At 66.3% G+C, this 25,462-nt stretch carries 16 protein-coding genes and 5 rRNA genes; 18 read left to right on the top strand and 3 right to left on the bottom strand.

Going from position 1 to position 25,462, the window contains the following annotated elements; translation table 11 throughout:
- Positions 1 to 104 precede the first annotated feature (104 nt).
- The 13 genes from OG392_RS16320 (at position 105) to OG392_RS16260 (ending at position 16,065) form a co-directional block, all read left to right on the top strand.
- Positions 105 to 3,226, top strand: a 23S ribosomal RNA gene (locus OG392_RS16320).
- 74 nt (positions 3,227 to 3,300) lie between these two features.
- Positions 3,301 to 3,417 (top strand): 5S ribosomal RNA (gene rrf / locus OG392_RS16315).
- A gap of 586 nt (positions 3,418 to 4,003) precedes the next feature.
- Positions 4,004 to 5,529 (top strand): 16S ribosomal RNA (locus OG392_RS16310).
- A gap of 288 nt (positions 5,530 to 5,817) precedes the next feature.
- Positions 5,818 to 8,939: ribosomal RNA gene (locus OG392_RS16305) — 23S ribosomal RNA — on the top strand.
- Between the two features lie 74 nt (positions 8,940 to 9,013).
- Positions 9,014 to 9,130 (top strand): 5S ribosomal RNA (gene rrf, locus OG392_RS16300).
- Together the 16S, 23S and 5S rRNA genes form the textbook arrangement of a ribosomal RNA operon.
- Positions 9,131 to 9,197: 67 nt before the next feature.
- Complete coding sequence (locus OG392_RS16295; protein ID WP_329279987.1) at positions 9,198 to 9,845, top strand: HAD family hydrolase; 648 nt, start codon at positions 9,198 to 9,200, stop codon at positions 9,843 to 9,845.
- 43 nt (positions 9,846 to 9,888) lie between these two features.
- Positions 9,889 to 11,094 (top strand): MFS transporter, encoded by a 1,206-nt coding sequence (locus OG392_RS16290; RefSeq protein WP_329279985.1) that lies wholly within the window; start codon positions 9,889 to 9,891, stop codon positions 11,092 to 11,094.
- Positions 11,063 to 12,238 carry an acetoin utilization protein AcuC gene (locus OG392_RS16285; protein WP_329279984.1) on the top strand — a complete coding sequence of 392 codons (1,176 nt, stop codon included), beginning with the start codon at positions 11,063 to 11,065 and terminating at the stop codon, positions 12,236 to 12,238. Before OG392_RS16290 ends, OG392_RS16285 begins: the two co-directional genes overlap by 32 nt.
- A 96-nt stretch (positions 12,239 to 12,334) precedes the next feature.
- Positions 12,335 to 13,150, top strand: a complete 816-nt coding sequence (locus OG392_RS16280) for a phosphatase (RefSeq protein WP_329279983.1) — start codon at positions 12,335 to 12,337, stop codon at positions 13,148 to 13,150.
- Positions 13,151 to 13,277: 127 nt separating this feature from the next.
- Positions 13,278 to 13,487: a helix-turn-helix domain-containing protein gene (locus OG392_RS16275; RefSeq protein WP_015034391.1), complete on the top strand. Its 210-nt coding sequence runs from the start codon at positions 13,278 to 13,280 to the stop codon at positions 13,485 to 13,487.
- Positions 13,488 to 13,651: 164 nt separating this feature from the next.
- Positions 13,652 to 13,750 carry a 30S ribosomal protein bS22 gene (locus OG392_RS16270; RefSeq protein WP_003948845.1) on the top strand — a complete coding sequence of 33 codons (99 nt, stop codon included), beginning with the start codon at positions 13,652 to 13,654 and terminating at the stop codon, positions 13,748 to 13,750.
- Between the two features lie 137 nt (positions 13,751 to 13,887).
- On the top strand, positions 13,888 to 15,000 hold the full coding sequence (locus OG392_RS16265; protein WP_329279980.1) for an NAD-dependent epimerase/dehydratase family protein: 1,113 nt from the start codon (positions 13,888 to 13,890) through the stop codon (positions 14,998 to 15,000).
- Between the two features lie 15 nt (positions 15,001 to 15,015).
- Complete coding sequence (locus tag OG392_RS16260; RefSeq protein WP_329279979.1) at positions 15,016 to 16,065, top strand: lysophospholipid acyltransferase family protein; 1,050 nt, start codon at positions 15,016 to 15,018, stop codon at positions 16,063 to 16,065.
- A 57-nt stretch (positions 16,066 to 16,122) separates the two neighbouring features.
- Here OG392_RS16260 and OG392_RS16255 read toward each other — a convergent pair whose 3' ends face one another.
- From OG392_RS16255 to OG392_RS16245, 3 genes are all read right to left on the bottom strand, one after another.
- Positions 16,123 to 17,367 (bottom strand): DUF5667 domain-containing protein, encoded by a 1,245-nt coding sequence (locus tag OG392_RS16255; RefSeq protein ID WP_329279977.1) that lies wholly within the window; start codon positions 17,365 to 17,367, stop codon positions 16,123 to 16,125.
- A gap of 298 nt (positions 17,368 to 17,665) precedes the next feature.
- Complete coding sequence (locus OG392_RS16250; RefSeq protein WP_073916477.1) at positions 17,666 to 18,451, bottom strand: ECF subfamily RNA polymerase sigma factor, BldN family; 786 nt, start codon at positions 18,449 to 18,451, stop codon at positions 17,666 to 17,668.
- A 477-nt stretch (positions 18,452 to 18,928) separates the two neighbouring features.
- Positions 18,929 to 19,885: an HAD family hydrolase gene (locus OG392_RS16245; RefSeq protein WP_329279974.1), complete on the bottom strand. Its 957-nt coding sequence runs from the start codon at positions 19,883 to 19,885 to the stop codon at positions 18,929 to 18,931.
- Positions 19,886 to 19,978: 93 nt separating this feature from the next.
- Between OG392_RS16245 and OG392_RS16240 the strand changes: the two genes are divergently transcribed.
- From OG392_RS16240 to OG392_RS16220, 5 genes are all read left to right on the top strand, one after another.
- Positions 19,979 to 20,260, top strand: a complete 282-nt coding sequence (locus OG392_RS16240; RefSeq protein ID WP_329279972.1) for a glutaredoxin family protein — start codon at positions 19,979 to 19,981, stop codon at positions 20,258 to 20,260.
- A gap of 272 nt (positions 20,261 to 20,532) precedes the next feature.
- Positions 20,533 to 21,330, top strand: coding sequence for a redox-sensing transcriptional repressor Rex (locus OG392_RS16235; RefSeq protein ID WP_329279970.1), 798 nt, complete (start codon positions 20,533 to 20,535; stop codon positions 21,328 to 21,330).
- Positions 21,327 to 22,691 (top strand): glutamyl-tRNA reductase, encoded by a 1,365-nt coding sequence (locus OG392_RS16230; RefSeq protein ID WP_329279968.1) that lies wholly within the window; start codon positions 21,327 to 21,329, stop codon positions 22,689 to 22,691. The genes OG392_RS16235 and OG392_RS16230 overlap by 4 nt, the downstream gene beginning before the upstream one ends.
- Positions 22,688 to 23,674: a hydroxymethylbilane synthase gene (gene hemC, locus OG392_RS16225; RefSeq protein ID WP_329279965.1), complete on the top strand. Its 987-nt coding sequence runs from the start codon at positions 22,688 to 22,690 to the stop codon at positions 23,672 to 23,674. The genes OG392_RS16230 and hemC overlap by 4 nt, the downstream gene beginning before the upstream one ends.
- Positions 23,671 to 25,341, top strand: coding sequence for a uroporphyrinogen-III synthase (locus tag OG392_RS16220; protein ID WP_329279962.1), 1,671 nt, complete (start codon positions 23,671 to 23,673; stop codon positions 25,339 to 25,341). Before hemC ends, OG392_RS16220 begins: the two co-directional genes overlap by 4 nt.
- Positions 25,342 to 25,462: the final 121 nt, after the last annotated feature.

Raw genomic sequence — 25,462 nt, 5'->3', positions numbered from 1 at the left:
TGTATCTTCGCGATGCCGGCCCCAGTGAACTCATCTGCTTGTCGGGTGGGGTGATGGGTGGCTGGTCGTTGCTTGAGAACTACACAGTGGACGCGAGCATCTGTGGCCAAGTTTTTAAGGGCGCACGGTGGATGCCTTGGCACCAGGAACCGATGAAGGACGTGGGAGGCCACGATAGTCCCCGGGGAGCCGTCAACCAGGCTTTGATCCGGGGGTTTCCGAATGGGGAAACCCGGCAGTCGTCATGGGCTGTCACCCATGCCTGAACACATAGGGCATGTGGAGGGAACGAGGGGAAGTGAAACATCTCAGTACCCTCAGGAAGAGAAAACAACCGTGATTCCGGGAGTAGTGGCGAGCGAAACCGGATGAGGCCAAACCGTATGCGTGTGATACCCGGCAGGGGTTGCGCATGCGGGGTTGTGGGATCTCTCTTTCACAGTCTGCCGGCTGTGAGACGAGTCAGAAACCGTTGATGTAGGCGAAGGACATGCGAAAGGTCCGGCGTAGAGGGTAAGACCCCCGTAGCTGAAACATTGACGGCTCGTTTGAGAGACACCCAAGTAGCACGGGGCCCGAGAAATCCCGTGTGAATCTGGCGGGACCACCCGCTAAGCCTAAATATTCCCTGGTGACCGATAGCGGATAGTACCGTGAGGGAATGGTGAAAAGTACCGCGGGAGCGGAGTGAAATAGTACCTGAAACCGTGTGCCTACAAGCCGTGGGAGCGTCGCTCATTGAGTTTACTCAATGGGTCGTGACTGCGTGCCTTTTGAAGAATGAGCCTGCGAGTTTGCGGTGCGTTGCGAGGTTAACCCGTGTGGGGAAGCCGTAGCGAAAGCGAGTCCGAACAGGGCGATTCAGTAGCGCGCTCAAGACCCGAAGCGGAGTGATCTAGCCATGGGCAGGTTGAAGCGGAGGTAAGACTTCGTGGAGGACCGAACCCACCAGGGTTGAAAACCTGGGGGATGACCTGTGGTTAGGGGTGAAAGGCCAATCAAACTCCGTGATAGCTGGTTCTCCCCGAAATGCATTTAGGTGCAGCGTCGTGTGTTTCTTGCCGGAGGTAGAGCACTGGATAGGCGATGGGCCCTACCGGGTTACTGACCTTAGCCAAACTCCGAATGCCGGTAAGTGAGAGCACGGCAGTGAGACTGTGGGGGATAAGCTCCATGGTCGAGAGGGAAACAGCCCAGAGCATCGACTAAGGCCCCTAAGCGTACGCTAAGTGGGAAAGGATGTGGAGTCGCAGAGACAACCAGGAGGTTGGCTTAGAAGCAGCCACCCTTGAAAGAGTGCGTAATAGCTCACTGGTCAAGTGATTCCGCGCCGACAATGTAGCGGGGCTCAAGCGTACCGCCGAAGTCGTGTCATTGCAGCATGAGGGCCAACGCCCGCTGTGATGGGTAGGGGAGCGTCGTGTGCCGGGTGAAGCAGCCGCGGAAGCGAGTTGTGGACGGTTCACGAGTGAGAATGCAGGCATGAGTAGCGATACACACGTGAGAAACGTGTGCGCCGATTGACTAAGGGTTCCTGGGTCAAGCTGATCTGCCCAGGGTAAGTCGGGACCTAAGGCGAGGCCGACAGGCGTAGTCGATGGACAACCGGTTGATATTCCGGTACCCGCTTTGAAACGCCCAATATCGAATCAGGCGATGCTAAGTCCGTGAAGCCGTTCCGGACCCTTCGGGGAAAGGAAAGTGGTGGAGCCGACGAACCAGACTTGTAGTAGGTAAGCGATGGGGTGACGCAGGAAGGTAGTCCAACCCGGGCGGTGGTAGTCCCGGGGTAAGGGTGTAGGCCGTGTGATAGGCAAATCCGTCACACATTAAGGCTGAGACCTGATGCCGAGCCGATTGTGGTGAAGTGGATGATCCTATGCTGTCGAGAAAAGCCTCTAGCGAGTTTCATGGCGGCCCGTACCCTAAACCGACTCAGGTGGTCAGGTAGAGAATACCGAGGCGTTCGGGTGAACTATGGTTAAGGAACTCGGCAAAATGCCCCCGTAACTTCGGGAGAAGGGGGCCACGTCTGGTGATCGGATTTACTCCGTGAGCTGGGGGTGGCCGCAGAGACCAGCGAGAAGCGACTGTTTACTAAAAACACAGGTCCGTGCGAAGCCGTAAGGCGATGTATACGGACTGACGCCTGCCCGGTGCTGGAACGTTAAGGGGACCGGTTAGCTCTGTTTCGACAGGGCGAAGCTGAGAACTTAAGCGCCAGTAAACGGCGGTGGTAACTATAACCATCCTAAGGTAGCGAAATTCCTTGTCGGGTAAGTTCCGACCTGCACGAATGGCGTAACGACTTCTCGACTGTCTCAACCATAGGCCCGGTGAAATTGCACTACGAGTAAAGATGCTCGTTTCGCGCAGCAGGACGGAAAGACCCCGGGACCTTTACTACAGTTTGATATTGGTGTTCGGTTCGGCTTGTGTAGGATAGGTGGGAGACTTTGAAGCCGTGACGCCAGTCATGGTGGAGTCGCCGTTGAAATACCACTCTGGTCGTGCTGGATGTCTAACCTCGGTCCGTGATCCGGATCAGGGACAGTGTCTGATGGGTAGTTTAACTGGGGCGGTTGCCTCCCAAAGGGTAACGGAGGCGCCCAAAGGTTCCCTCAGCCTGGTTGGCAATCAGGTGTTGAGTGTAAGTGCACAAGGGAGCTTGACTGTGAGACCGACGGGTCGAGCAGGGACGAAAGTCGGGACTAGTGATCCGGCGGTGGCTTGTGGAAGCGCCGTCGCTCAACGGATAAAAGGTACCCCGGGGATAACAGGCTGATCTTCCCCAAGAGTCCATATCGACGGGATGGTTTGGCACCTCGATGTCGGCTCGTCGCATCCTGGGGCTGGAGTCGGTCCCAAGGGTTGGGCTGTTCGCCCATTAAAGCGGTACGCGAGCTGGGTTTAGAACGTCGTGAGACAGTTCGGTCCCTATCCGCTGCGCGCGCAGGAATATTGAGAAGGGCTGTCCCTAGTACGAGAGGACCGGGACGGACGAACCTCTGGTGTGCCAGTTGTCCTGCCAAGGGCATGGCTGGTTGGCTACGTTCGGGAGGGATAACCGCTGAAAGCATCTAAGCGGGAAGCCTGCTTCGAGATGAGTATTCCCACCTCCTTGAGAGGGTAAGGCTCCCAGTAGACGACTGGGTTGATAGGCCGGATGTGGAAGCCCAGTAATGGGTGGAGCTGACCGGTACTAATAGGCCGAGGGCTTGTCCTCAGTTGCTCGCGTCCACTGTGTTAGTTCTGAAGTAACGAACTGTGCCGATATCCGGTTGGTTAACTTCATAGAGTTTCGGTGGTCATAGCGTTAGGGAAACGCCCGGTTACATTCCGAACCCGGAAGCTAAGCCTTTCAGCGCCGATGGTACTGCAGGGGGGACCCTGTGGGAGAGTAGGACGCCGCCGAACAATCATTGTGGGAAAGCCCCGCACCTTATGGTGCGGGGCTTTTCTGCGTTCAGGACCACTAGGGCCGGCAGCCGCTCCGGCGCCGGCCGGCGAGACCTCCTGGACGCCGCCCGCGGTGGCAATCCGACCCCCAGACATCTGATAGAGTCGGAGACGCAGGAAGGGACCGACGCGAAAGCGAAGGGACCGGAAAGCACCGAGGAAGTCAGACCGAAAAGATCTGATAGAGTCGGAACCGCCGGAAGGGCCCGGAGCGAAAGCAAAAGGGACCGGAAAGCACCGAGGAAATCGGATCGGAAAGATCTGATAGAGTCGGAAACGCAAGAACGAAGGGAAGCCCGGAGGAAAGCCCGAGAGGGTGAGTACAAAGGAAGCGTCCGTTCCTTGAGAACTCAACAGCGTGCCAAAAATCAACGCCAGATTAGTTGATACCCCGTCCATCTTCGGATGGCGAGGTTCCTTTGAAAGTCCTGCGGGCCCTTGTGGTCGGCAGGCAACATACACAGCGAGGACGCTGTGGACAGTCGGCCTTATTCCGGCATGACTGTCCCGCTCAACGCGAGTGTCACCCGATTACGGGTAAACATTCACGGAGAGTTTGATCCTGGCTCAGGACGAACGCTGGCGGCGTGCTTAACACATGCAAGTCGAACGATGAAGCCCTTCGGGGTGGATTAGTGGCGAACGGGTGAGTAACACGTGGGCAATCTGCCCTTCACTCTGGGACAAGCCCTGGAAACGGGGTCTAATACCGGATAACACCGGCTTCCGCATGGGAGCTGGTTGAAAGCTCCGGCGGTGAAGGATGAGCCCGCGGCCTATCAGCTTGTTGGTGGGGTAATGGCCTACCAAGGCGACGACGGGTAGCCGGCCTGAGAGGGCGACCGGCCACACTGGGACTGAGACACGGCCCAGACTCCTACGGGAGGCAGCAGTGGGGAATATTGCACAATGGGCGAAAGCCTGATGCAGCGACGCCGCGTGAGGGATGACGGCCTTCGGGTTGTAAACCTCTTTCAGCAGGGAAGAAGCGAAAGTGACGGTACCTGCAGAAGAAGCGCCGGCTAACTACGTGCCAGCAGCCGCGGTAATACGTAGGGCGCAAGCGTTGTCCGGAATTATTGGGCGTAAAGAGCTCGTAGGCGGCTTGTCACGTCGGGTGTGAAAGCCCGGGGCTTAACCCCGGGTCTGCATCCGATACGGGCAGGCTAGAGTGTGGTAGGGGAGATCGGAATTCCTGGTGTAGCGGTGAAATGCGCAGATATCAGGAGGAACACCGGTGGCGAAGGCGGATCTCTGGGCCATTACTGACGCTGAGGAGCGAAAGCGTGGGGAGCGAACAGGATTAGATACCCTGGTAGTCCACGCCGTAAACGTTGGGAACTAGGTGTTGGCGACATTCCACGTCGTCGGTGCCGCAGCTAACGCATTAAGTTCCCCGCCTGGGGAGTACGGCCGCAAGGCTAAAACTCAAAGGAATTGACGGGGGCCCGCACAAGCAGCGGAGCATGTGGCTTAATTCGACGCAACGCGAAGAACCTTACCAAGGCTTGACATATACCGGAAAGCATTAGAGATAGTGCCCCCCTTGTGGTCGGTATACAGGTGGTGCATGGCTGTCGTCAGCTCGTGTCGTGAGATGTTGGGTTAAGTCCCGCAACGAGCGCAACCCTTGTCCTGTGTTGCCAGCATGCCCTTCGGGGTGATGGGGACTCACAGGAGACCGCCGGGGTCAACTCGGAGGAAGGTGGGGACGACGTCAAGTCATCATGCCCCTTATGTCTTGGGCTGCACACGTGCTACAATGGCCGGTACAAAGAGCTGCGATGCCGCGAGGCGGAGCGAATCTCAAAAAGCCGGTCTCAGTTCGGATTGGGGTCTGCAACTCGACCCCATGAAGTCGGAGTTGCTAGTAATCGCAGATCAGCATTGCTGCGGTGAATACGTTCCCGGGCCTTGTACACACCGCCCGTCACGTCACGAAAGTCGGTAACACCCGAAGCCGGTGGCCCAACCCCTTGTGGGAGGGAGCTGTCGAAGGTGGGACTGGCGATTGGGACGAAGTCGTAACAAGGTAGCCGTACCGGAAGGTGCGGCTGGATCACCTCCTTTCTAAGGAGCACAGTACCGATTGCAGACAAATGTTCTGCACGGTCAGCTCATGGGTGGAACGTTGATTATTTGGCACGATCTCGAGGATCACTTCACAAGTACTGCTTCGGCGTGGAACGTGATGATGGACCGACGGGTCGTGCTTGGCACGTTGTTGGGTATCTGAGGGTACGGCCGTAAGGTTTGTATCTTCGCGATGCCGGCCCCAGTGAACTCATCTGCTTGTCGGGTGGGGTGATGGGTGGCTGGTCGTTGCTTGAGAACTACACAGTGGACGCGAGCATCTGTGGCCAAGTTTTTAAGGGCGCACGGTGGATGCCTTGGCACCAGGAACCGATGAAGGACGTGGGAGGCCACGATAGTCCCCGGGGAGCCGTCAACCAGGCTTTGATCCGGGGGTTTCCGAATGGGGAAACCCGGCAGTCGTCATGGGCTGTCACCCATGCCTGAACACATAGGGCATGTGGAGGGAACGAGGGGAAGTGAAACATCTCAGTACCCTCAGGAAGAGAAAACAACCGTGATTCCGGGAGTAGTGGCGAGCGAAACCGGATGAGGCCAAACCGTATGCGTGTGATACCCGGCAGGGGTTGCGCATGCGGGGTTGTGGGATCTCTCTTTCACAGTCTGCCGGCTGTGAGACGAGTCAGAAACCGTTGATGTAGGCGAAGGACATGCGAAAGGTCCGGCGTAGAGGGTAAGACCCCCGTAGCTGAAACATTGACGGCTCGTTTGAGAGACACCCAAGTAGCACGGGGCCCGAGAAATCCCGTGTGAATCTGGCGGGACCACCCGCTAAGCCTAAATATTCCCTGGTGACCGATAGCGGATAGTACCGTGAGGGAATGGTGAAAAGTACCGCGGGAGCGGAGTGAAATAGTACCTGAAACCGTGTGCCTACAAGCCGTGGGAGCGTCGCTCATTGAGTTTACTCAATGGGTCGTGACTGCGTGCCTTTTGAAGAATGAGCCTGCGAGTTTGCGGTGCGTTGCGAGGTTAACCCGTGTGGGGAAGCCGTAGCGAAAGCGAGTCCGAACAGGGCGATTCAGTAGCGCGCTCAAGACCCGAAGCGGAGTGATCTAGCCATGGGCAGGTTGAAGCGGAGGTAAGACTTCGTGGAGGACCGAACCCACCAGGGTTGAAAACCTGGGGGATGACCTGTGGTTAGGGGTGAAAGGCCAATCAAACTCCGTGATAGCTGGTTCTCCCCGAAATGCATTTAGGTGCAGCGTCGTGTGTTTCTTGCCGGAGGTAGAGCACTGGATAGGCGATGGGCCCTACCGGGTTACTGACCTTAGCCAAACTCCGAATGCCGGTAAGTGAGAGCACGGCAGTGAGACTGTGGGGGATAAGCTCCATGGTCGAGAGGGAAACAGCCCAGAGCATCGACTAAGGCCCCTAAGCGTACGCTAAGTGGGAAAGGATGTGGAGTCGCAGAGACAACCAGGAGGTTGGCTTAGAAGCAGCCACCCTTGAAAGAGTGCGTAATAGCTCACTGGTCAAGTGATTCCGCGCCGACAATGTAGCGGGGCTCAAGCGTACCGCCGAAGTCGTGTCATTGCAGCATGAGGGCCAACGCCCGCTGTGATGGGTAGGGGAGCGTCGTGTGCCGGGTGAAGCAGCCGCGGAAGCGAGTTGTGGACGGTTCACGAGTGAGAATGCAGGCATGAGTAGCGATACACACGTGAGAAACGTGTGCGCCGATTGACTAAGGGTTCCTGGGTCAAGCTGATCTGCCCAGGGTAAGTCGGGACCTAAGGCGAGGCCGACAGGCGTAGTCGATGGACAACCGGTTGATATTCCGGTACCCGCTTTGAAACGCCCAATATCGAATCAGGCGATGCTAAGTCCGTGAAGCCGTTCCGGACCCTTCGGGGAAAGGAAAGTGGTGGAGCCGACGAACCAGACTTGTAGTAGGTAAGCGATGGGGTGACGCAGGAAGGTAGTCCAACCCGGGCGGTGGTAGTCCCGGGGTAAGGGTGTAGGCCGTGTGATAGGCAAATCCGTCACACATTAAGGCTGAGACCTGATGCCGAGCCGATTGTGGTGAAGTGGATGATCCTATGCTGTCGAGAAAAGCCTCTAGCGAGTTTCATGGCGGCCCGTACCCTAAACCGACTCAGGTGGTCAGGTAGAGAATACCGAGGCGTTCGGGTGAACTATGGTTAAGGAACTCGGCAAAATGCCCCCGTAACTTCGGGAGAAGGGGGCCACGTCTGGTGATCGGATTTACTCCGTGAGCTGGGGGTGGCCGCAGAGACCAGCGAGAAGCGACTGTTTACTAAAAACACAGGTCCGTGCGAAGCCGTAAGGCGATGTATACGGACTGACGCCTGCCCGGTGCTGGAACGTTAAGGGGACCGGTTAGCTCTGTTTCGACAGGGCGAAGCTGAGAACTTAAGCGCCAGTAAACGGCGGTGGTAACTATAACCATCCTAAGGTAGCGAAATTCCTTGTCGGGTAAGTTCCGACCTGCACGAATGGCGTAACGACTTCTCGACTGTCTCAACCATAGGCCCGGTGAAATTGCACTACGAGTAAAGATGCTCGTTTCGCGCAGCAGGACGGAAAGACCCCGGGACCTTTACTACAGTTTGATATTGGTGTTCGGTTCGGCTTGTGTAGGATAGGTGGGAGACTTTGAAGCCGTGACGCCAGTCATGGTGGAGTCGCCGTTGAAATACCACTCTGGTCGTGCTGGATGTCTAACCTCGGTCCGTGATCCGGATCAGGGACAGTGTCTGATGGGTAGTTTAACTGGGGCGGTTGCCTCCCAAAGGGTAACGGAGGCGCCCAAAGGTTCCCTCAGCCTGGTTGGCAATCAGGTGTTGAGTGTAAGTGCACAAGGGAGCTTGACTGTGAGACCGACGGGTCGAGCAGGGACGAAAGTCGGGACTAGTGATCCGGCGGTGGCTTGTGGAAGCGCCGTCGCTCAACGGATAAAAGGTACCCCGGGGATAACAGGCTGATCTTCCCCAAGAGTCCATATCGACGGGATGGTTTGGCACCTCGATGTCGGCTCGTCGCATCCTGGGGCTGGAGTCGGTCCCAAGGGTTGGGCTGTTCGCCCATTAAAGCGGTACGCGAGCTGGGTTTAGAACGTCGTGAGACAGTTCGGTCCCTATCCGCTGCGCGCGCAGGAATATTGAGAAGGGCTGTCCCTAGTACGAGAGGACCGGGACGGACGAACCTCTGGTGTGCCAGTTGTCCTGCCAAGGGCATGGCTGGTTGGCTACGTTCGGGAGGGATAACCGCTGAAAGCATCTAAGCGGGAAGCCTGCTTCGAGATGAGTATTCCCACCTCCTTGAGAGGGTAAGGCTCCCAGTAGACGACTGGGTTGATAGGCCGGATGTGGAAGCCCAGTAATGGGTGGAGCTGACCGGTACTAATAGGCCGAGGGCTTGTCCTCAGTTGCTCGCGTCCACTGTGTTAGTTCTGAAGTAACGAACTGTGCCGATATCCGGTTGGTTAACTTCATAGAGTTTCGGTGGTCATAGCGTTAGGGAAACGCCCGGTTACATTCCGAACCCGGAAGCTAAGCCTTTCAGCGCCGATGGTACTGCAGGGGGGACCCTGTGGGAGAGTAGGACGCCGCCGAACAATTTTTAGCCTCAACCCCCGGACCATGTCCGGGGGTTGAGGCATTTTTGCGTTCTAAGCTGGGCGTATGCGCTACGACCTGGTGATCTTCGACAACGACGGTGTGCTCGTGGACAGCGAGCCCATTTCCAACACGCTGTTGGCCGGCTATCTGACGGAGCTCGGGCATCCCACCACGTACGAGGAATCCGTACGCGACTACATGGGGTCCGCCATGCACCGGATTCACGATCTCGTCGAGGAGCGGAGCGGGCAGCGGTTGCCGGAGGGGTTCGACGAGACGTTCCACGCGCGGGTCTTCGCTGCCTTCCAGGCGGAGCTGGAGCCCGTGCCCGGGGCCGGGGAGGTGCTCAAGCAGCTGGCCGTCGCGGGGGTTCCGTACTGTGTGGCGTCGTCGGGGAGTCATGAGCGGATCAGGGTGGGGCACCGTAAGACCGGGCTCGACGCCTGGTTCCCCGACGAGCTCGTCTTCAGCGCCGAGGACGTCGGCCGGGGGAAGCCGGCGCCCGATCTGTTCCTCCACGCCGCCTCCCGGATGGGGGTGGCGCCCGAGCGGTGCGTGGTGGTGGAGGACAGCCGGCTCGGGGTGCAGGCGGCCGTGGCGGCCGGGATGGACGTGTACGGGTTCACCGCGATGACTCCGGAGGAGAAGCTCGCGGGCGCCAAGGGCTTCTTCGGTGTCATGGACGAGCTGCCGGCGATATTGGGACTGTGATCCATCTACCCCCGGGTAGGTTCCGGCCGTACGCTGTGCCGCCATGACGGATGCGCGGTTGCGGCGTGGGCGGGGATCCCTGGCGGTCAGCTTTTTCGTGCAGGGCGTGACGTTCGCCCTGCTCGTGACCCGAATACCGGCGATCCAGGACCGGTACGGGATCTCGGACGCCCTGCTGCCGGCGTTCCTGGCCGCGGTGCCGATCCTGGCGGGTGTCGCGAGTGTGATGACCGAGAAGGTCGTCGCGCGGGTGGGGCCCGCGGTGGTGCTGCGGTGGGCCCAGCCGTTCGTGCTCCTGGCGCTGCTTGCCGTGGGCGTGGGGGACCAGCTGTGGCACGCGGCCCTGGCCCTGGGGCTCTTCGGGCTCGCGGTCGGTGCGCTGGACGCCTCCATGAACATGCTGGGGGTCAGCCTCCAGCGGGCGTACGGCCGGAGCATCATGCTCGGTTTCCACGCCTCGTACAGCCTCGGGGGGATCGCGGGAGCCTCGCTCGCCTGGGTGGGGGCGCACTGGCATCTGTCGCTGTTCGTGTCCTACCTGCCGGTGGTGGCGGTGCTGCTGCCGCTCGCCTTCGTGGGGAGCAGGTGGTACGTCGCCGGGGCCGACGGGGCCGAGCCCGTGGCGGAGGCGGGGGACGGCAAGGGGAGTGGTGTCGCCTTCAAGCTGCTGCTGCCGCTCTGTCTGGTGATGACCTTCGCGTACATCGGGGACTCGACCGTCTCCAACTGGAGTGCCAAGTACCTCCAGGACGTGCTGGGCAGCTCGGAGGAGCTGGCGACCGTGCCGTACAACGCGTACATGGTGACGACGCTGCTCGGGCGGGCCGTCGGGGACTTCGGGGTGCGGCGGTTCGGGGCCGCGACGGTCGTGCGGGCCGGCGCCGTGCTGGCGGCTCTGGGGTTCGCGGCGGTGGCGGTGTCGCCGGGGGCCTGGGCGGGGATCGCCGGGTTCACGCTGCTGGGGCTCGGGCTGAGCGTGATCGTGCCGCAGACCTTCGCGGCGGCCGGGAGGCTGTTCCCCGGGGCGAGCGACGCGGCGGTGGCGCGGCTCAACGTCTTCAACTACGTCGGGTTCCTGATCGGCTCGCCGTTGGTGGGGGCGCTGGGTGACGCGTGGAGCTACCGGGGGGCCATGCTGGTGCCGATGGTGCTTGTCCTGGTGACGGTGGTGTATGCCACGTCGTTCGGGCCGCGACCGGCCCGATACGGTGGCGGGCATGAGCGGCCGCGCACTGTTGATGTGGGATGAAGCTGTCACGCAGTACGACTTCGGGTCCGAGCATCCGATGGATCCGGTACGGCTCGCGCTGACGATGTCGTTGGTGCGGGCCTACGGGCTCGACCGGGCCGCGGACGTGGTCGCGGCGAAGCCGGCGGGGGACTCGACGCTGCGTCTGGTCCACCGTGAGGACTATGTGGCGGCGGTGCGGGCGGCTTCGGCCGACCCGCGGCACGCCGACCAGTCGTACGGGCTGGGCACGGTCGACGATCCGGCGTTCGCCGGGATGCACGAGGCGTCGGCGCTGATCGCCGGGCAGTCGGTGGGCGCGGCGGAGGCGGTGTGGCGTGGGGAGGCCGAGCACGCGGTGAACTTCGCGGGCGGTCTGCATCACGCGATGCCGGGTGCGGCGTCGGGGTTCTGCATCTACAACGACGCGTCCCTGGCGATCGCGCGGCTGCTCGAGCTGGGCGCGGAGCGGGTCGCGTACGTGGATGTGGACGTCCATCACGGGGACGGGGTGCAGGCGGCGTTCTGGGAGGACCCACGGGTGCTGACCGTGTCGCTGCACGAGCATCCCCGGACGCTGTTCCCGCAGACGGGCTGGCCGGAGGAGACCGGTGCGGCCGGGCCCGGTGAGGGTGGGGCCGTGAACGTGGCGCTGCCGGCCGGGACGGGGGACGCGGGGTGGCTGCGGGCGTTCCACGCGGTCGTGCCGGAGCTGCTCGCGGACTTCCGGCCGCAGGTGCTCGTGACCCAGCACGGGGCGGACACGCACTTCGAGGATCCGCTGGCCCATCTCGCGGTGTCGCTCGACGCGCAGCGGGCTGTGCAGGAGGCCTGTCACGAGCTGGCGCACGAGTATGCCGAGGGGCGGTGGCTGGCCCTGGGCGGTGGCGGGTACGCCGTGGTCGACGTCGTACCGCGGTCGTGGACGCATCTGGTGGGGATCGCCGCGCACGCCCCGGTGGATCCGGAGTCGGTGATCCCGTCCTCCTGGCGGGACGAGGTGTACGCGCGGACGCGGCAGCCGGGGCCCGGGCGGATGACGGACGGGCTGTGGCCGGTGGGCTTCCGGGACTGGTCCGAGGGATACGACCCGGCGGACCGGCTGGACCAGGCGGTGCTCGCGACCCGGAAGGCGGCTTTTCCGCTGCGGGGGATGCTCGCGTAGGGCCCGGCAGGAACGTTCTGGCGGACGTTACGCCGACGGTGGGGTGTCCCGGGGGTTCGGGCTCCGTGGCAGGGGTGTTCCGGCAGCATCGGGAGGGTGTTGAGTACCGGGGCGCTGCGGGCGCATCTGTTGGCGGCGGGGTTGGCGGGAACGGTGGCGACGTCGCGGGAGGCGAGCCTGCGGAGCTATCGGCTCTTCGCGGCGCGGGATCCGCGGGTGTTGCTGGGGCTCGATCCCGCCTGGGGGTGGGGTGAGGCCGATCTGCTGCGGCTGATGGCCGACAAGTGCGGGGTGTCGGACGATCCGGGGCATCGGTCGGGCCCCGACGTCATCGATCCCGAGCGGACGTTGAGGGGGCTCGACGCCTTCGCGGCGCGGTTGGGCGCGGCGGCCGCGCGGCGGGTTCCGGTGCTCCTCGGGACGGGTCATCCGCACCGGCTGCTCGGTTTCTACGTCGCTCTCGCAGACGCCTTGTCGGCGGCGGGATGCCTTGTTCTCACACCGGCGCAGGGGCGATGTGTCGACATAACGACCCGGTTCGGCGTACGCACCTACGTCCTCGACTACGTACGGGGGGTCGCACTGGTGCGAGAGCCGGGGACGTCGGGGGGTGGGCGCGAGCCGGGGGCGCACTCCCACTCTCCGCTGCCGGTTAGGGCGGCTCTGGAGAGTGCGGCCGAGGCCGGCGGGCCGCTGCCGGAGCTGGTCGTCGGGGACCACGGCTGGGTCTGCGGTGCTGGTCAGCTGGGTATCGAGGCCATCGGTCTCGCCGATACGGATGATCCGGCGCTGTTCGTCGGGGAGGCGGAGGGGCAGGTGTCGGTGGCCGTTCCGCTTGATGACGGCGTGCGCTCCGCCTCCTATCGTCCGCTGACGCGCTATGTACTCAATCGAGCGTGTCTGTCACGGTAAACGGCAGGTGGTAGCTCCTCTTCCCCACTCGTACCACCCGCCCCTAGTCTGGAGCGTGAGCGCTCGGCGACGAAGAGTCACCGGAGGGGAAGCCGGTGGGCGTCGCGGCGGAAGGTACAGGTGGGTCATGGCTGCTGGCGAACGACCTCTCAACGAGGTCAAGTTTCTGACCGTGGCGGAAGTCGCCTCGGTGATGCGCGTGTCCAAGATGACCGTGTACCGCTTGGTGCACAGTGGTCATCTGCCGGCGATCCGGGTGGGCAGGTCCTTCCGGGTGCCGGAACAGGCGGTTCACGAGTACCTGCGGGAGTCCTTCGTGGGGGTGGGGACCGCGTAGCGCGAGCGCGGCGACAACGCCGGGAAAGCTCCGTATGTCCCTCGGATTACAAGCGCGGTGCTCGGGACGGTAGGCTAGGCCGACGTAGGTCGTGTGGGCCCAGACGCCCCGCACCGATCCCCGCCGGGAGGCGGGGATGTTCCGAGAAGTGAGCGAGGGTAGTCGTGGGCTCTGTTATCAAGAAGCGGCGTAAGCGGATGGCCAAGAAGAAGCACCGCAAGCTGCTCAAGCGCACGCGCGTTCAGCGTCGCAACAAGAAGTAAGGCGACAGCTGCTTCGCAGCGTTCAGTGCGTCAGACGTGGCCCTTCACCGTTCGCGGTGGAGGGCCACGTTTATTTGCGCGGAAATCTTCAGGCGCTACGGTGGCGACCAACGGAAGACGGACGGAAGGCGCTGATCTTGGGCAAGGTCGTGCTCGTCACCGGTGCCGCCCGGCATCTCGGGGGCCGCTTCGTGCGGCGGATCCAGCGGGATCCGGAGGTGGACCGGGTGATCGCGGTGGACGCGGTCGACCCGGCGCACCAGCTCGGCGCCGCCGAGTTCGTACGGGCGGACATCCGCCGGCCGGAGATCGCGAAGGTTCTCGCCGAGCACGACGTCGACACGGTGGTCCATCTGGACGTCACCGGTACGGCGCTCGGCGGCGGAGGGCGTACGTCGGTCAAGGAGACCAACGTCATCGGCACGCTGCAGCTCCTCGGCGCGTGCCAGAAGTCGCCGCGGATCAACCGGCTCGTGATCAAGTCCAGTACCAGCGTCTACGGCTCCGCACCCCGCGACCCGGCGGTCTTCACCGAGACGACGGCCGCGAAGTCGCTGCCCAGCGGGGGCTTCGCGAAGGACGCCGTCGAGGTCGAGGGGTACGTGCGAGGGTTCGCCCGGCGCCGCCCGGACGTGGCCGTGTGCGTGCTGCGGTTCGCGAACATCCTCGGCCCCCGGATCGATTCGCCGCTCGCCGAGTACCTCGCGCTGCCGGTGCTGCCGACCGTCCTCGGCTACGACCCGCGGCTGCAGTTCGTCCACGAGGACGACGTCATCGACGTGCTGCGCCTGGCGGCGCACGAGCCCCGCAGGGCCACCCAGAACAGCGGCACCTTCAACGTCGCCGGTGACGGGGTGCTGCTGCTCTCCCAGTGCGCGCGGAGACTCGGGCGGCCCACCGTGCCGGTGCTGCTGCCGGCCGTCACCTGGGTGGGGACGGCGCTGCGGACCGTCGGGATCACCGACTTCGCTCCCGAGCAGATCCGGCTGCTCACCCACGGCCGGGTCGTGTCGACGGTGCAGACGCGTGAGGTCCTCGGCTTCTCGCCGCGCTTCACCACGGCAGAGGCCCTGGCGGACTTCGCCCGCGGCCGGGGGCCGGGACTGCTGCCGCCGGAGATGCTGGCCGGGGCGGTGGACCGGATCGCGGTGCGGCTGGGCCCACCGGTCGCGCGGCCGGCCGACCCCGTGCCCGCCGGGCCCCCCGCACACGATGTACGCCCTGTTCACCCTGTTCACGACGGCGCCTGAGGAGACCGGACAGCGATGGCGGACGCCAAGGTCATTCCGTTCGACGACGACCGGTCGCGGGCCCGGCGACGGCACGGCGGCCGTGCCGACGGCGAGGCGGCGGCCGTACGGGCCCTCCCGGGGCCCCAGCAGGGCCCCCAGGAGCCGGAGGAGGTCCTGGAGGGCCCGGCTCCCGGCGAGGCCGGGGAGGCGCCTGGTGCCGACGTGGGGGCCTCGGCGGGAGCCGGTGGCTGGGATCGGCGGATCGCGGGCGGGCTCGCGTTCCTGCGGCGCCGGATCACCGGCGACTACGAGGTCGACGAGTTCGGCTACGACGAGGAGCTCACCGACCAGGTCCTGATGTCGATGCTCCGCCCGTTGTACGAGAAGTACTTCCGGGTCGAGGTGAAGGGCGTCGAGAACATCCCGGCCGAGGGCGGGGCGCTCATCGTCGCCAACCATTCGGGGACCCTGCCGCTGGACGGGCTGATGATGCAGGTCGCCGTCCACGACCACCATCCGGCAGGGCGGCATCTGCGGCTCCTCGCAGCCGATCTGGTCTTCGTGCTGCCGGTCGTCAACGAGCTGGCCCGCAAGGCCGGGCACACCCTGGCCTGTGCGGAGGACGCGGAGCGGCTGCTGCGCTCCGGGGAGATCGTCGGCGTGATGCCGGAGGGCTTCAAGGGGATCGGGAAGCCCTTCGGGGAGCGGTACAAGCTCCAGCGCTTCGGTCGGGGCGGCTTCGTGTCGACGGCGCTGCGGGCCGGGGTGCCGATCGTGCCCTGCTCGATCGTCGGGGCCGAGGAGATATACCCGATGATCGGGAACGCCAAGACGCTGGCGCGGGTGCTCGGCTTCCCGTACTTCCCGCTCACCCCGACCTTCCCCTGGCTGGGGCCGCTCGGGGCGCTGCCGCTGCCGACGAAGTGGACGATCCAGTTCGGTGAGCCGATCCCGACGGATTCCTACGCGCCGGAGGCGGCGGAGGACCCGATGCTGATGTTCAACCTGACGGATCAGGTGCGGGAGCAGATCCAGCACACGCTCTACAAGCTGCTGGTGCAGCGGCGGTCGGTCTTCTTCTGACCCCGGGAGCATGGAAGAAGGGGCGCCCCCCGTCCGTGGGGGCGCCCCTTCTCCTTGCTAGCGAGCGTCCTCGCTGTCGATGCCGAGGCCTGGTAGCAGGCCCGGCAGGATGGGCGGAATGGTGACGTCCGGCATCTCGGGCGTCTGCTGGCCGTCCGTGGGGGCGGTCGGGACACCGCTCGGGGTGGCGGGGGGCTTGAGCAGTCCGCCGGTGCTGCCGCCGAGGAGACCGTCGTCCTCCGGCGATTCGGTGCCGCCGTCCGCGCTCGGGCTGGTGCCCGTGCTGGGACCCGACGGGCGGGGCTGCGCGGAGTGGCTGCCCGAGGGCGGGGCCTCGTGGGTGGACGGCGGACGCTCGGCGTCCGTGCCCTGGGAGCTCTGCGAGGTGCTCGGTCGGCCGCTGGGGCTCCCGGTGCCGATCGCACCCCTCTCGGGAGTGCGGGGGAGCATCGACTGGAGGGGTTCGACCTCTTCGTCCATGGCGTCGAAGACGTGCGTGACCTCGCTGCCCACGTCCGACAACTGGACGGGGAGTCGGTCGCGGAGGCCGTTCCAGGTGTCCCGGTGGGCCTGGGCGAAGGAGTTGAGCCGGGCCATCGGGGCGATCTCGCCGTCCCGTTCGTACGCCTGGCGCAGCAGCCGGTGGCCCTCGGTGGCGTCGTGCTTCATTCCGCCCAGGACCCTGCGGATCTCGGTGAGCGACTCGTGGTCGAGGTCGCCGACGCGGCCGCGCTCCATGAGTCTGCGGGCCTCGCTGAGCCGGGTGGACGCCTGGTCGAGGTAGATGCCGCCGCGGTCCGCGTCGTCGTCCGCCATGCCCAGTTTGATGTCCTCCATGCCTCGCTTGAGCCCGTAGAGCGAGTCGCCGGGGAGCGCGTCGGAGCTGGCGGCGGCGACGCCGCCGAAGGCGCCGGCCGCGACACCTACCGTGAGGCCTCCGGCGGCGAGGCCCTTGGACCAGCGGGAGCGGGGCCGTAGCTTCCGCAGGGGGGACGCCCGGTGGGCGCCCTTGCCGCCGACGGTGCGCTGCTCGGGCACCGTGGGGGCCCCGGCCGCGCTCCCTTCCATGAGCATCGCTTCCATGGCGGCGACGAGCTGGGCTCGCTGCACCACCTTGACCTCGGGATCCAGCTGTGGCTTCGGCAGTTCGCCGAGGCCGTTTGCCACGGCCAACAGCCGCCCTGGTTCAGCCGGTTCCGCCGGAGTCTCCGGCTGTTCGGCCACCGCGCCCTCGGACTCCCGGTCCTCCAGGGCCTGGGCGAAGGCGTTCGCCCGCCGGTGCGCCGATACGTTCGCGATCACTGGCGGCACCTCCTCTCGTCATGACGGTCGACTCCCCGGGGTGTCCGGAAGGTTGCACACCTTGAGCGCATCCACACGAAAGAGTGAGTGGCTGCGGACATGGCGTGTCCACAGGGAGCCTGCATCCCGCACAACGAGCGGCGCGGCACTTGGGTTACGCGCGAAAGATGATCGGACCAGTGCGTCATCGAGGCGTCACCGACTGTGAGTTGGACGGGGGTCGTCGGGGTGTGGGGGGAACTGCGGGGGTGGGGGCGCGGTCCGGTCCGCGGGGGCGTGTGTGGGGGGCGCGAACCGGTCAGCGGGCGTCGTCCGGGAGCAGGCGGGCCAGGGTGCGGACGGCCCGGTACTGGAGGGTCTTGATCGCCCCCTCGTTCTTCCCCATGACCCGGGCGGTCTCGGCGACCGAGAGGCCCTGGAGGAAGCGCAGGGTGACGCACTCCTGCTGCTGGGGATTGAGGCGGCGGACCGCGTCGAGCAGTGCGGCGTTCGAGAGGGACTCCAGGACGGAGTCCTCGGGGCTGCGCTCGACCTCGTTGGCGTCGAGCATCTCGCCGGTGGTCACTTCCAGGCGGAAGCGGCTCGACTTGAAGTGGTCGGCGACCAGGTTCCTGGCGATGGTGACGAGCCAGGCGCCGAAGTCGCGGCCCTGCCAGGTGAAGGTGGAGATCCGGCGCAGGGCGCGCAGGAACGTCTCACTTGTGAGGTCCTCCGCCGTCGCCTTCCCGCCGACGCGGTAGTAGATGTAGCGGTAGACGGTGTCGCTGTACTGGTCGTACAGCCGGCCGAAGGCCTCGGCCTCGCCCGCCTGGGCCCGCTCGACCAGGTCCATCATGCGGGCGCTGTCGCTGTCGGCGGTGGGGCGGCGGGGGGTGGTCGAGGTTCCGGACCGGGCTCCGCGTCTGCCCACGGCGGCACCACCATCGGCCAGGGCATAGCAAGGGCCGGCGGGTGCCGGTGCGGCGAAGGCGAAGGCGGGGACAGGGCCGGCGTACGCGGTGGGGACGAAGCCGCGCAAACGGTCGAGGACCGTTGCGCGCAGCGTAGCCAGGCCCGAGGTGTCAACCCCGACGTGTGGGTACACGGGACTCCCAGAGGCAGAGCTTCCATCACGTGCAGTGCGGGACCGTTCACTCGTCGTGGCGACGGGAGGGGTCCTTTCTGCGTCCCAGGAGAATAACGCTTCGTACAGGCAGCGCTACACCCAGTTGCTCAAATCACCGGTTACGACGGATCTGTTACTGCTTGCAGTCGGATCCGAGTGCTATTGGTGACCGATTGTTGATCGATTTGCTTCCGAGTGTGACTGTGCGGGCGTTGCGTTGTGCTCAAGTGCAGGACCGGTGAGTGATCGGGGCCGCTGCGGGGTAAGGAGCCCGGAATGCCTGGGGGTCGACCTGTGCGGTGGTGTTCGAGCACGGACGGGTGAGGGCGCTTGGTCCGGGGTTGTCGCAGATGATCGCAGCCGAAACGTATCGGCAGATCGTTCCGGCGCACCGCGGGAGGAGGGCGGGGCCGGGCCCGGAGGGCGACGGCCTCGGCCCCGGTGGCCGCCCTGGGCTCAGTGGCGGCGGCGGTGGAGGGCGACCGCGGCCGCCGTGCCGCCGGCCAGGGCGCCCAGGCCCGCGGCGGCGGGGATGCCGACCTTGGCGGCCTTGCGGCCGGTGCGGTAGTCGCGCAGTCGCCAGTCCCGGGCCTTCGCGTGCTTGCGGAGCTTCGTGTCCGGGTTGATCGCGTACGGGTGGCCGACGAGCGACAGCATCGGGATGTCGTTGTGCGAGTCGCTGTAGGCGGCGCAGCGGCTCAGGTCGAGGCCCTCGGCGGAGGCGAGGGCCCGTACCGCCTCGGCCTTCGCCGGGCCGTGCAGGGGCTCGCCGACCAGCCTGCCCGTGTAGACGCCGTCGACGGACTCGGCGACCGTGCCCAGCGCGCCCGTCAGGCCGAGCCTGCGGGCGATGATCGTGGCCGTCTCGACCGGGGCGGCCGTGACCAGCCAGACCTTCTGTCCCGCGTCCAGGTGCGCCTGGGCGAGGTCGCGGGTGCCGGGCCAGATGCGGTCGGCCATGTACTCGTCGTAGATCTCCTCACCGATCGACATCAGTTCGGAGACGCGGTGACCCTTGACGATGGACAGGGCGCTGTCGCGGGCTTCCTGGATGTGCTCGGGGTCCTCGACGCCGGCGATCCGGAACCAGGCCTGTGCCCAGGCGAAGCGGGCGAGTTCGCGGCGCTGGAAGAACTTCCGCTTGTACAGGCCGCGGCCGAAGTGGAAGATCGACGCGCCCTGCATCACGGTGTTGTCGAGGTCGAAGAACGCGGCCGCCCGCACGTCGCCGACGACCGGGAACTCGGGCTCGGGCGGGGACTCGGCCTCCGCGGGTTCGTGGGCCGCCTCCTCCCGCTCCCTTTCCAGCTGGAGCGAGGACTTGCGCGCTGCCTCGGCAGCGGCCTCGCCTGCGAGAACGCTGCGCGCGGTGGCGGAGCGCCTACGAGGGGTGAGCCATCCCAGAGCGGCCATGCCGTGAGCATAGCCAGTCTGTTCGGTACTTCCCGACTTGTGACGATGCCGCGGCGTGAACACTGTGGGGCTCCCCTGTTAATCAGGGACAGAATGGCCGTCATGTTCGGACGGACGAAGAAGAAGGCGGACGCCGGGTCGCGCACCGTGACGCTGATCGGCAAGCCGGGCTGTCATCTCTGCGACGACGCCCGTGCGGTGATCGAGGCCGTGTGCGCGGAGACGGGCGCGCGCTGGGAGGAGAAGGACATCACCCGGGACGAGGAGCTCCACCGGGCATATTGGGAGCAGATTCCCGTCGTCCTGGTCGACGGGGAGCAGCACACCTTCTGGCGTGTGGACGCCGGGAGGCTCCGCCGCGAACTGGGTGCGTGACCGAAAGGCGGCTACCATCGTGGACGTTTTGTTGGGCTTCGGGGGCGGGGTCGTGAGGAGTGTGTGCGGTTTTGCCCCCTTCGGGTTCTCAACGCGCTGACACGCCGTGCGGTTCCGTGACGATACGAACCAGCCGCGTGACCCCGGTCACTTTGGCCGGACAAAACGGACACCATCTTTGTGCACGCGTTCACAAAGACATAGCCTGCATTCGACGGGGCGGTCTTGGGACATATGGCCGCCTGCAGCCCCGCTCATCCCGCAGGAGCACCGTGGCAACTGGCCGAACTCACCGACCGGCGACCCGTAGCCGAGGAATTCCCGAGGCCACCGTCGCCCGGCTTCCGCTGTATCTGCGCGCACTCACCGCGCTCTCGGAGCGCTCCGTACCCACGGTCTCCTCCGAAGAGCTCGCCGCCGCGGCGGGGGTCAACTCCGCGAAGCTGCGCAAGGACTTCAGCTACCTGGGGTCCTACGGCACCCGCGGGGTCGGCTACGACGTCGAGTACCTCGTCTACCAGATCTCGCGTGAGCTGGGGCTCACCCAGGACTGGCCGGTCGTCATCGTCGGCATCGGTAACCTCGGTGCCGCGCTCGCCGGGTACGGCGGTTTCGCCTCCCGCGGCTTCCGCGTCGCCGCACTGATCGACGCCGACCCCGCCATGACCGGCAAGCCGGTCGCCGGGATCCCCGTCCAGCACAGCGACGACCTCGAGAAGATCATCGAGGAGGACGGCGTCTCCATCGGCGTCATCGCGACCCCGGCCGGCGTCGCCCAGCAGGTCTGCGACCGGCTCGTGGCCGCCGGAGTCACCTCCATCCTGAACTTCGCCCCGACCGTGCTCTCCGTGCCCGACGGCGTGGACGTACGCAAGGTCGACCTCTCCATCGAGCTGCAGATCCTCGCCTTCCACGAGCAGCGCAAGGCCGGCGAGGAGTCGAACGCCGAGGCCGACGCCGCCGACGCGGCGGAGAACGCCGCGGCCGTCGCGCCGCCCGCCCCCCGTGGGACCACGGGCGCCGGCCGCAAGGGACCCGACGGGGACGTCCCCGCCGTGATGCCGGCATGAGTCTCCTCGTCGTCGGCCTCAGCCACCGCAGCGCACCCGTCTCCATCCTGGAGCGGGCGGCACTCGCGGCGGACACCCAGGCCAAGCTCCTCCAGGACACCCTCGCCGCCGAACCGGCCGCCGAGGGCACCGTCCTGGCCACGTGCAACCGCATCGAGCTCTACGCCGACGTGGACAAGTTCCACGCCGGGGTCGCCGAGCTGTCCACGCTGCTCGCGCAGCACAGCGGCGTCGGCCTGGACGAGCTCACCCCCTACCTCTATGTGCACTACGAGGACCGGGCCGTCCACCACCTCTTCTCGGTGGCCTGCGGGCTCGACTCCATGGTCGTCGGCGAGGGTCAGATCCTCGGCCAGATCAAGGACGCCCTCGCCCTCGGTCAGGAACTGCACACCGCCGGCCGCCTCCTCAACGACCTGTTCCAGCAGGCCCTGAGGGTCGGCAAGCGCGCCCACAGCGAGACCGGGATCGACCGGGCCGGGCAGTCGCTCGTCACCTTCGGGCTCGAGCGACTCGTCGACAGCACGGACGGCAGCGACGTCGACACCTGGGCCAAGGGCAAGAAGGCGCTCGTCATCGGCGCCGGGTCGATGTCCTCGCTCGCCGCCGCCACGCTCGCGCGTTCCGGCGTCTCCGAGATCGTCATCGCCAACCGCACCCTGGCCCGCGCCGAGCGGCTCGCGCAGATCCTGAACGAGCCCGGGGGCACGGGGGTGACCGCGCACGCGGTCGAGATGGTTGCCGTCGGCGACGAACTGACACGTGCCGACGTCGTCGTCTCCTGCACCGGCGCCACCGGACTCGTCCTCACCGGGGACGACGTCGAGGCCGCCGTCCAGGGCCGCCGCACCCCGCTCGCCCTGCTCGACCTCGCCATGCCCCGCGACATCGACGCCGCCGCCCACCGCATCCCCGGTGTCCGGCTCGTCGACATCGAGTCGCTCGCCGAGGCCTCCGCCGACGCGCCCATGGCCGCCGACGTCGACCAGGTGCGCGGCATCGTCTCCGACGAGGTCGCCGCCTTCGGCGCCGCCCAGCGCGCCGCCCACATCACCCCCACCGTCGTCGCCCTGCGCACCATGGCCGCCGACGTGGTGGCCGGCGAGGTCGCCCGGCTCGAGGGCCGGCTGCCCGGCCTCGACGACAAGCAGCGCGCCGAGATCACCCAGACCGTGCGCCGCGTGGTCGACAAGCTCCTGCACGCGCCGACCGTGCGGGTCAAGCAGCTGGCGAGCGAGCCCGGCGGCGCCGGGTACGCGGACGCGCTGCGGACACTCTTCGACCTCGACCCGGAGACGGTGGCTTCTGTCAGCCGGGCCGACCTGAATGACGCCGACGTCAAGAACCGAGGGCGAGTATGACCGAGAGGGCACTGAGGCTCGGGACCAGGCGCAGCAAGCTCGCCATGGCCCAGTCCGGGCACGTGGCCGACGCCGTCCGGCGGCTGACCGGCCGGCCCGTCGAGCTCGTGGAGATCACGACGTACGGGGACACCTCCCGGGAGCACCTCGCGCAGATCGGCGGCACCGGCGTCTTCGTCGCCGCCCTGCGTGACGCGCTGCTCGCGGACGAGGTGGACTTCGCCGTCCACTCCCTGAAGGACCTGCCGACCGCGCAGCACCCGGACCTGGTGCTGGCCGCGATCCCGGAGCGCGAGGACCCGCGCGACGTGCTGATCGCCCGCGACGGACTGACGCTGGACCGGCTGCCCAAGGGCGCCCGGGTCGGCACCGGCTCGCCGCGGCGCATGGCCCAGCTCCACGCGTACGCGCGCAATCACGGCCTGGAACTCACCTGTGTCCCGATCCGGGGCAACATCGACACCCGGGTCGGTTACGTACGCGGCGGGGAACTGGACGCGGTGGTTCTCGCCGCCGCGGGCCTCAACCGCATCGGCGGGACGGCGGAGCTCACCGGCTCGCTGTCGCTCGACCACCTGTCGGTCGACTCCGTCCTGCCCGCCCCCGGTCAGGGGGCACTGGCGATCGAGTGTCCGGCGTCGAACGCCGAACTCGTCACCGCGCTCGCCGAGCTCGACGACCCGCTCACCCGGGCCGCCGTGACCGCCGAGCGATCCCTGCTCGCCGCCCTGGAGGCCGGCTGCTCCGCACCTGTGGGTGCGCTGGCCGACCTGCTGGCCGACGACCCCGGTCACGGGCAGGTTGTCACCGAGATGCGCCTGCGTGGCGTCGTCGGCACCACCGACGGCTCGACGCTGGTGCAGCTGTCCACCACCGGACCCGTACCCACCTCGCACGACGAGGCCATGGCGCTCGGACGCGAACTCGCGGACGAGATGCTCGCCAAGGGTGCGGCCGGTCTTATGGGGGAGCGAGCACTTTGAACCCCGTCAGCCCGACCACCAGCCCGCTGTCCCCGGCCCTCCCGGGCCATGGACACGTCACATTCCTCGGCGCAGGCCCCGGTGACCCCGGACTCCTGACCCTCAGGGCCGTGGAGGCCCTCGCCGGAGCGGATGTCCTGATCGCCGAGCCGGAGGTGCTCGAGGTCGTTCGCGGCCACGCGCGCGCGGGGGTGAGCACGCCGGAGCTGACGGTTGTTGACGAGGCGTCAACAACCGCCGGAGTCCCCGTGTTGAGGGACGCGGCCAATCTTGTCATGGAGGCCGCGAGGGGCGGCAGGCGGGTCGTCCGAGCGGTGACCGGCGACCCCGGCCTCGACGGGAACGCCGGAGCCGAGATGCTCGTCTGCGCCGCCGAGGGCATCCCCTTCGAGGTCGTCCCCGGCGTCGCCACGGCCGTCGGCGTACCCGCGTACGCGGGTGTCCCGCTCCGTGACGCCCAGGGCACCGACGTGCGATTCGTCGACGCCCGCACCGCCGACGAGCGGTGCTGGACCGAGGTCGGCGCCTCCGACGGCACCGTCGTCGTGTCCACCTCGCTCGACTCGGTGGCCGCGGCCGCCGGTGAACTGGTGGCGGCAGGCCGTAAGCCGGACACCCCGCTCACCGTCACCGTCGCCGGCACCACCACCCGGCAGCGGACCTGGAACGCCACGCTCGGCACCATCGCCCAGGTCTTCAAGCAGGGCAAGGTCCTGCCCTCGCCCGAGGGCCACCGGCCGGTCATAGCCGTGGTCGGCGAGCGCAGCGCCCCGGCGCAGCGGGACCAGCTGTCGTGGTTCGAGTCGAAGCCGCTCTTCGGCTGGCGGGTGCTCGTGCCGCGCACCAAGGAGCAGTCCGCGTCGCTCTCCGACCAGCTGCGTTCGTACGGCGCGGTGCCGCACGAGGTGCCGACCATCGCCGTCGAGCCGCCGCGCACGCCCCAGCAGATGGAGCGTGCGGTCAAGGGGCTCGTGACCGGTCGCTACGAGTGGATCGCCTTCACGTCGGTCAACGCGGTGAAGGCCGTCCGCGAGAAGTTCGAGGAGTACGGGCTCGACGCCCGTGCCTTCGCCGGGATCAAGGTCGCGGCGGTGGGCGAGCAGACGGCCGCGGCGCTGGTCGACTTCGGTGTGAAGCCGGACCTGGTGCCCAGCGGGGAGCAGTCCGCCGCCGGACTCCTGGAGGACTGGCCGCCGTACGACCCGGTCTTCGACCCGATCGACCGCGTCTTCCTGCCGCGGGCCGACATCGCGACGGAGACGCTGGTCGCGGGCCTGATCGAGCTCGGGTGGGAGGTCGACGACGTCACCGCCTACCGGACCGTGCGCGCGTCGCCGCCGCCGGCGGACACGCGTGAGGCGATCAAGGGCGGCGGCTTCGACGCCGTGCTCTTCACCTCCTCGTCGACCGTGCGGAACCTGGTCGGCATCGCCGGCAAGCCGCACAACGTGACCGTCATCGCCTGCATCGGCCCCGCCACGGCGAAGACCGCCGAGGAGCACGGGCTGCGGGTCGACGTGCTGTCGCCCGAGCCGTCGGTGCACAAGCTGGCGGAGGCGCTGGCCGACTTCGGCCTCCGGCGTCGGGAGGCCGCGCTGGAGGCGGGGGATCCGGTCACCCGGCCCAGTGAGAGGCGCCCGGGGGCGCGGAGGCGTCGTACGACGTAGTGGTCGTTCGGGGTGCGGGTCCTTCCGGGGCTCGCACCCCGCTTCGTCGGGGGCCGTGGTTCCGCACCGCACGGGACGGTCGCCCGCCCGGGGACGGCGGAGGCAGGGGTCCGGGCTGTGA

This window comes from Streptomyces sp. NBC_00691 (assembly GCF_036226665.1).
Classification (GTDB): Bacteria; Actinomycetota; Actinomycetes; order Streptomycetales; family Streptomycetaceae; genus Streptomyces.
This window is presented reverse-complemented; position numbering and strand designations above follow the sequence as displayed.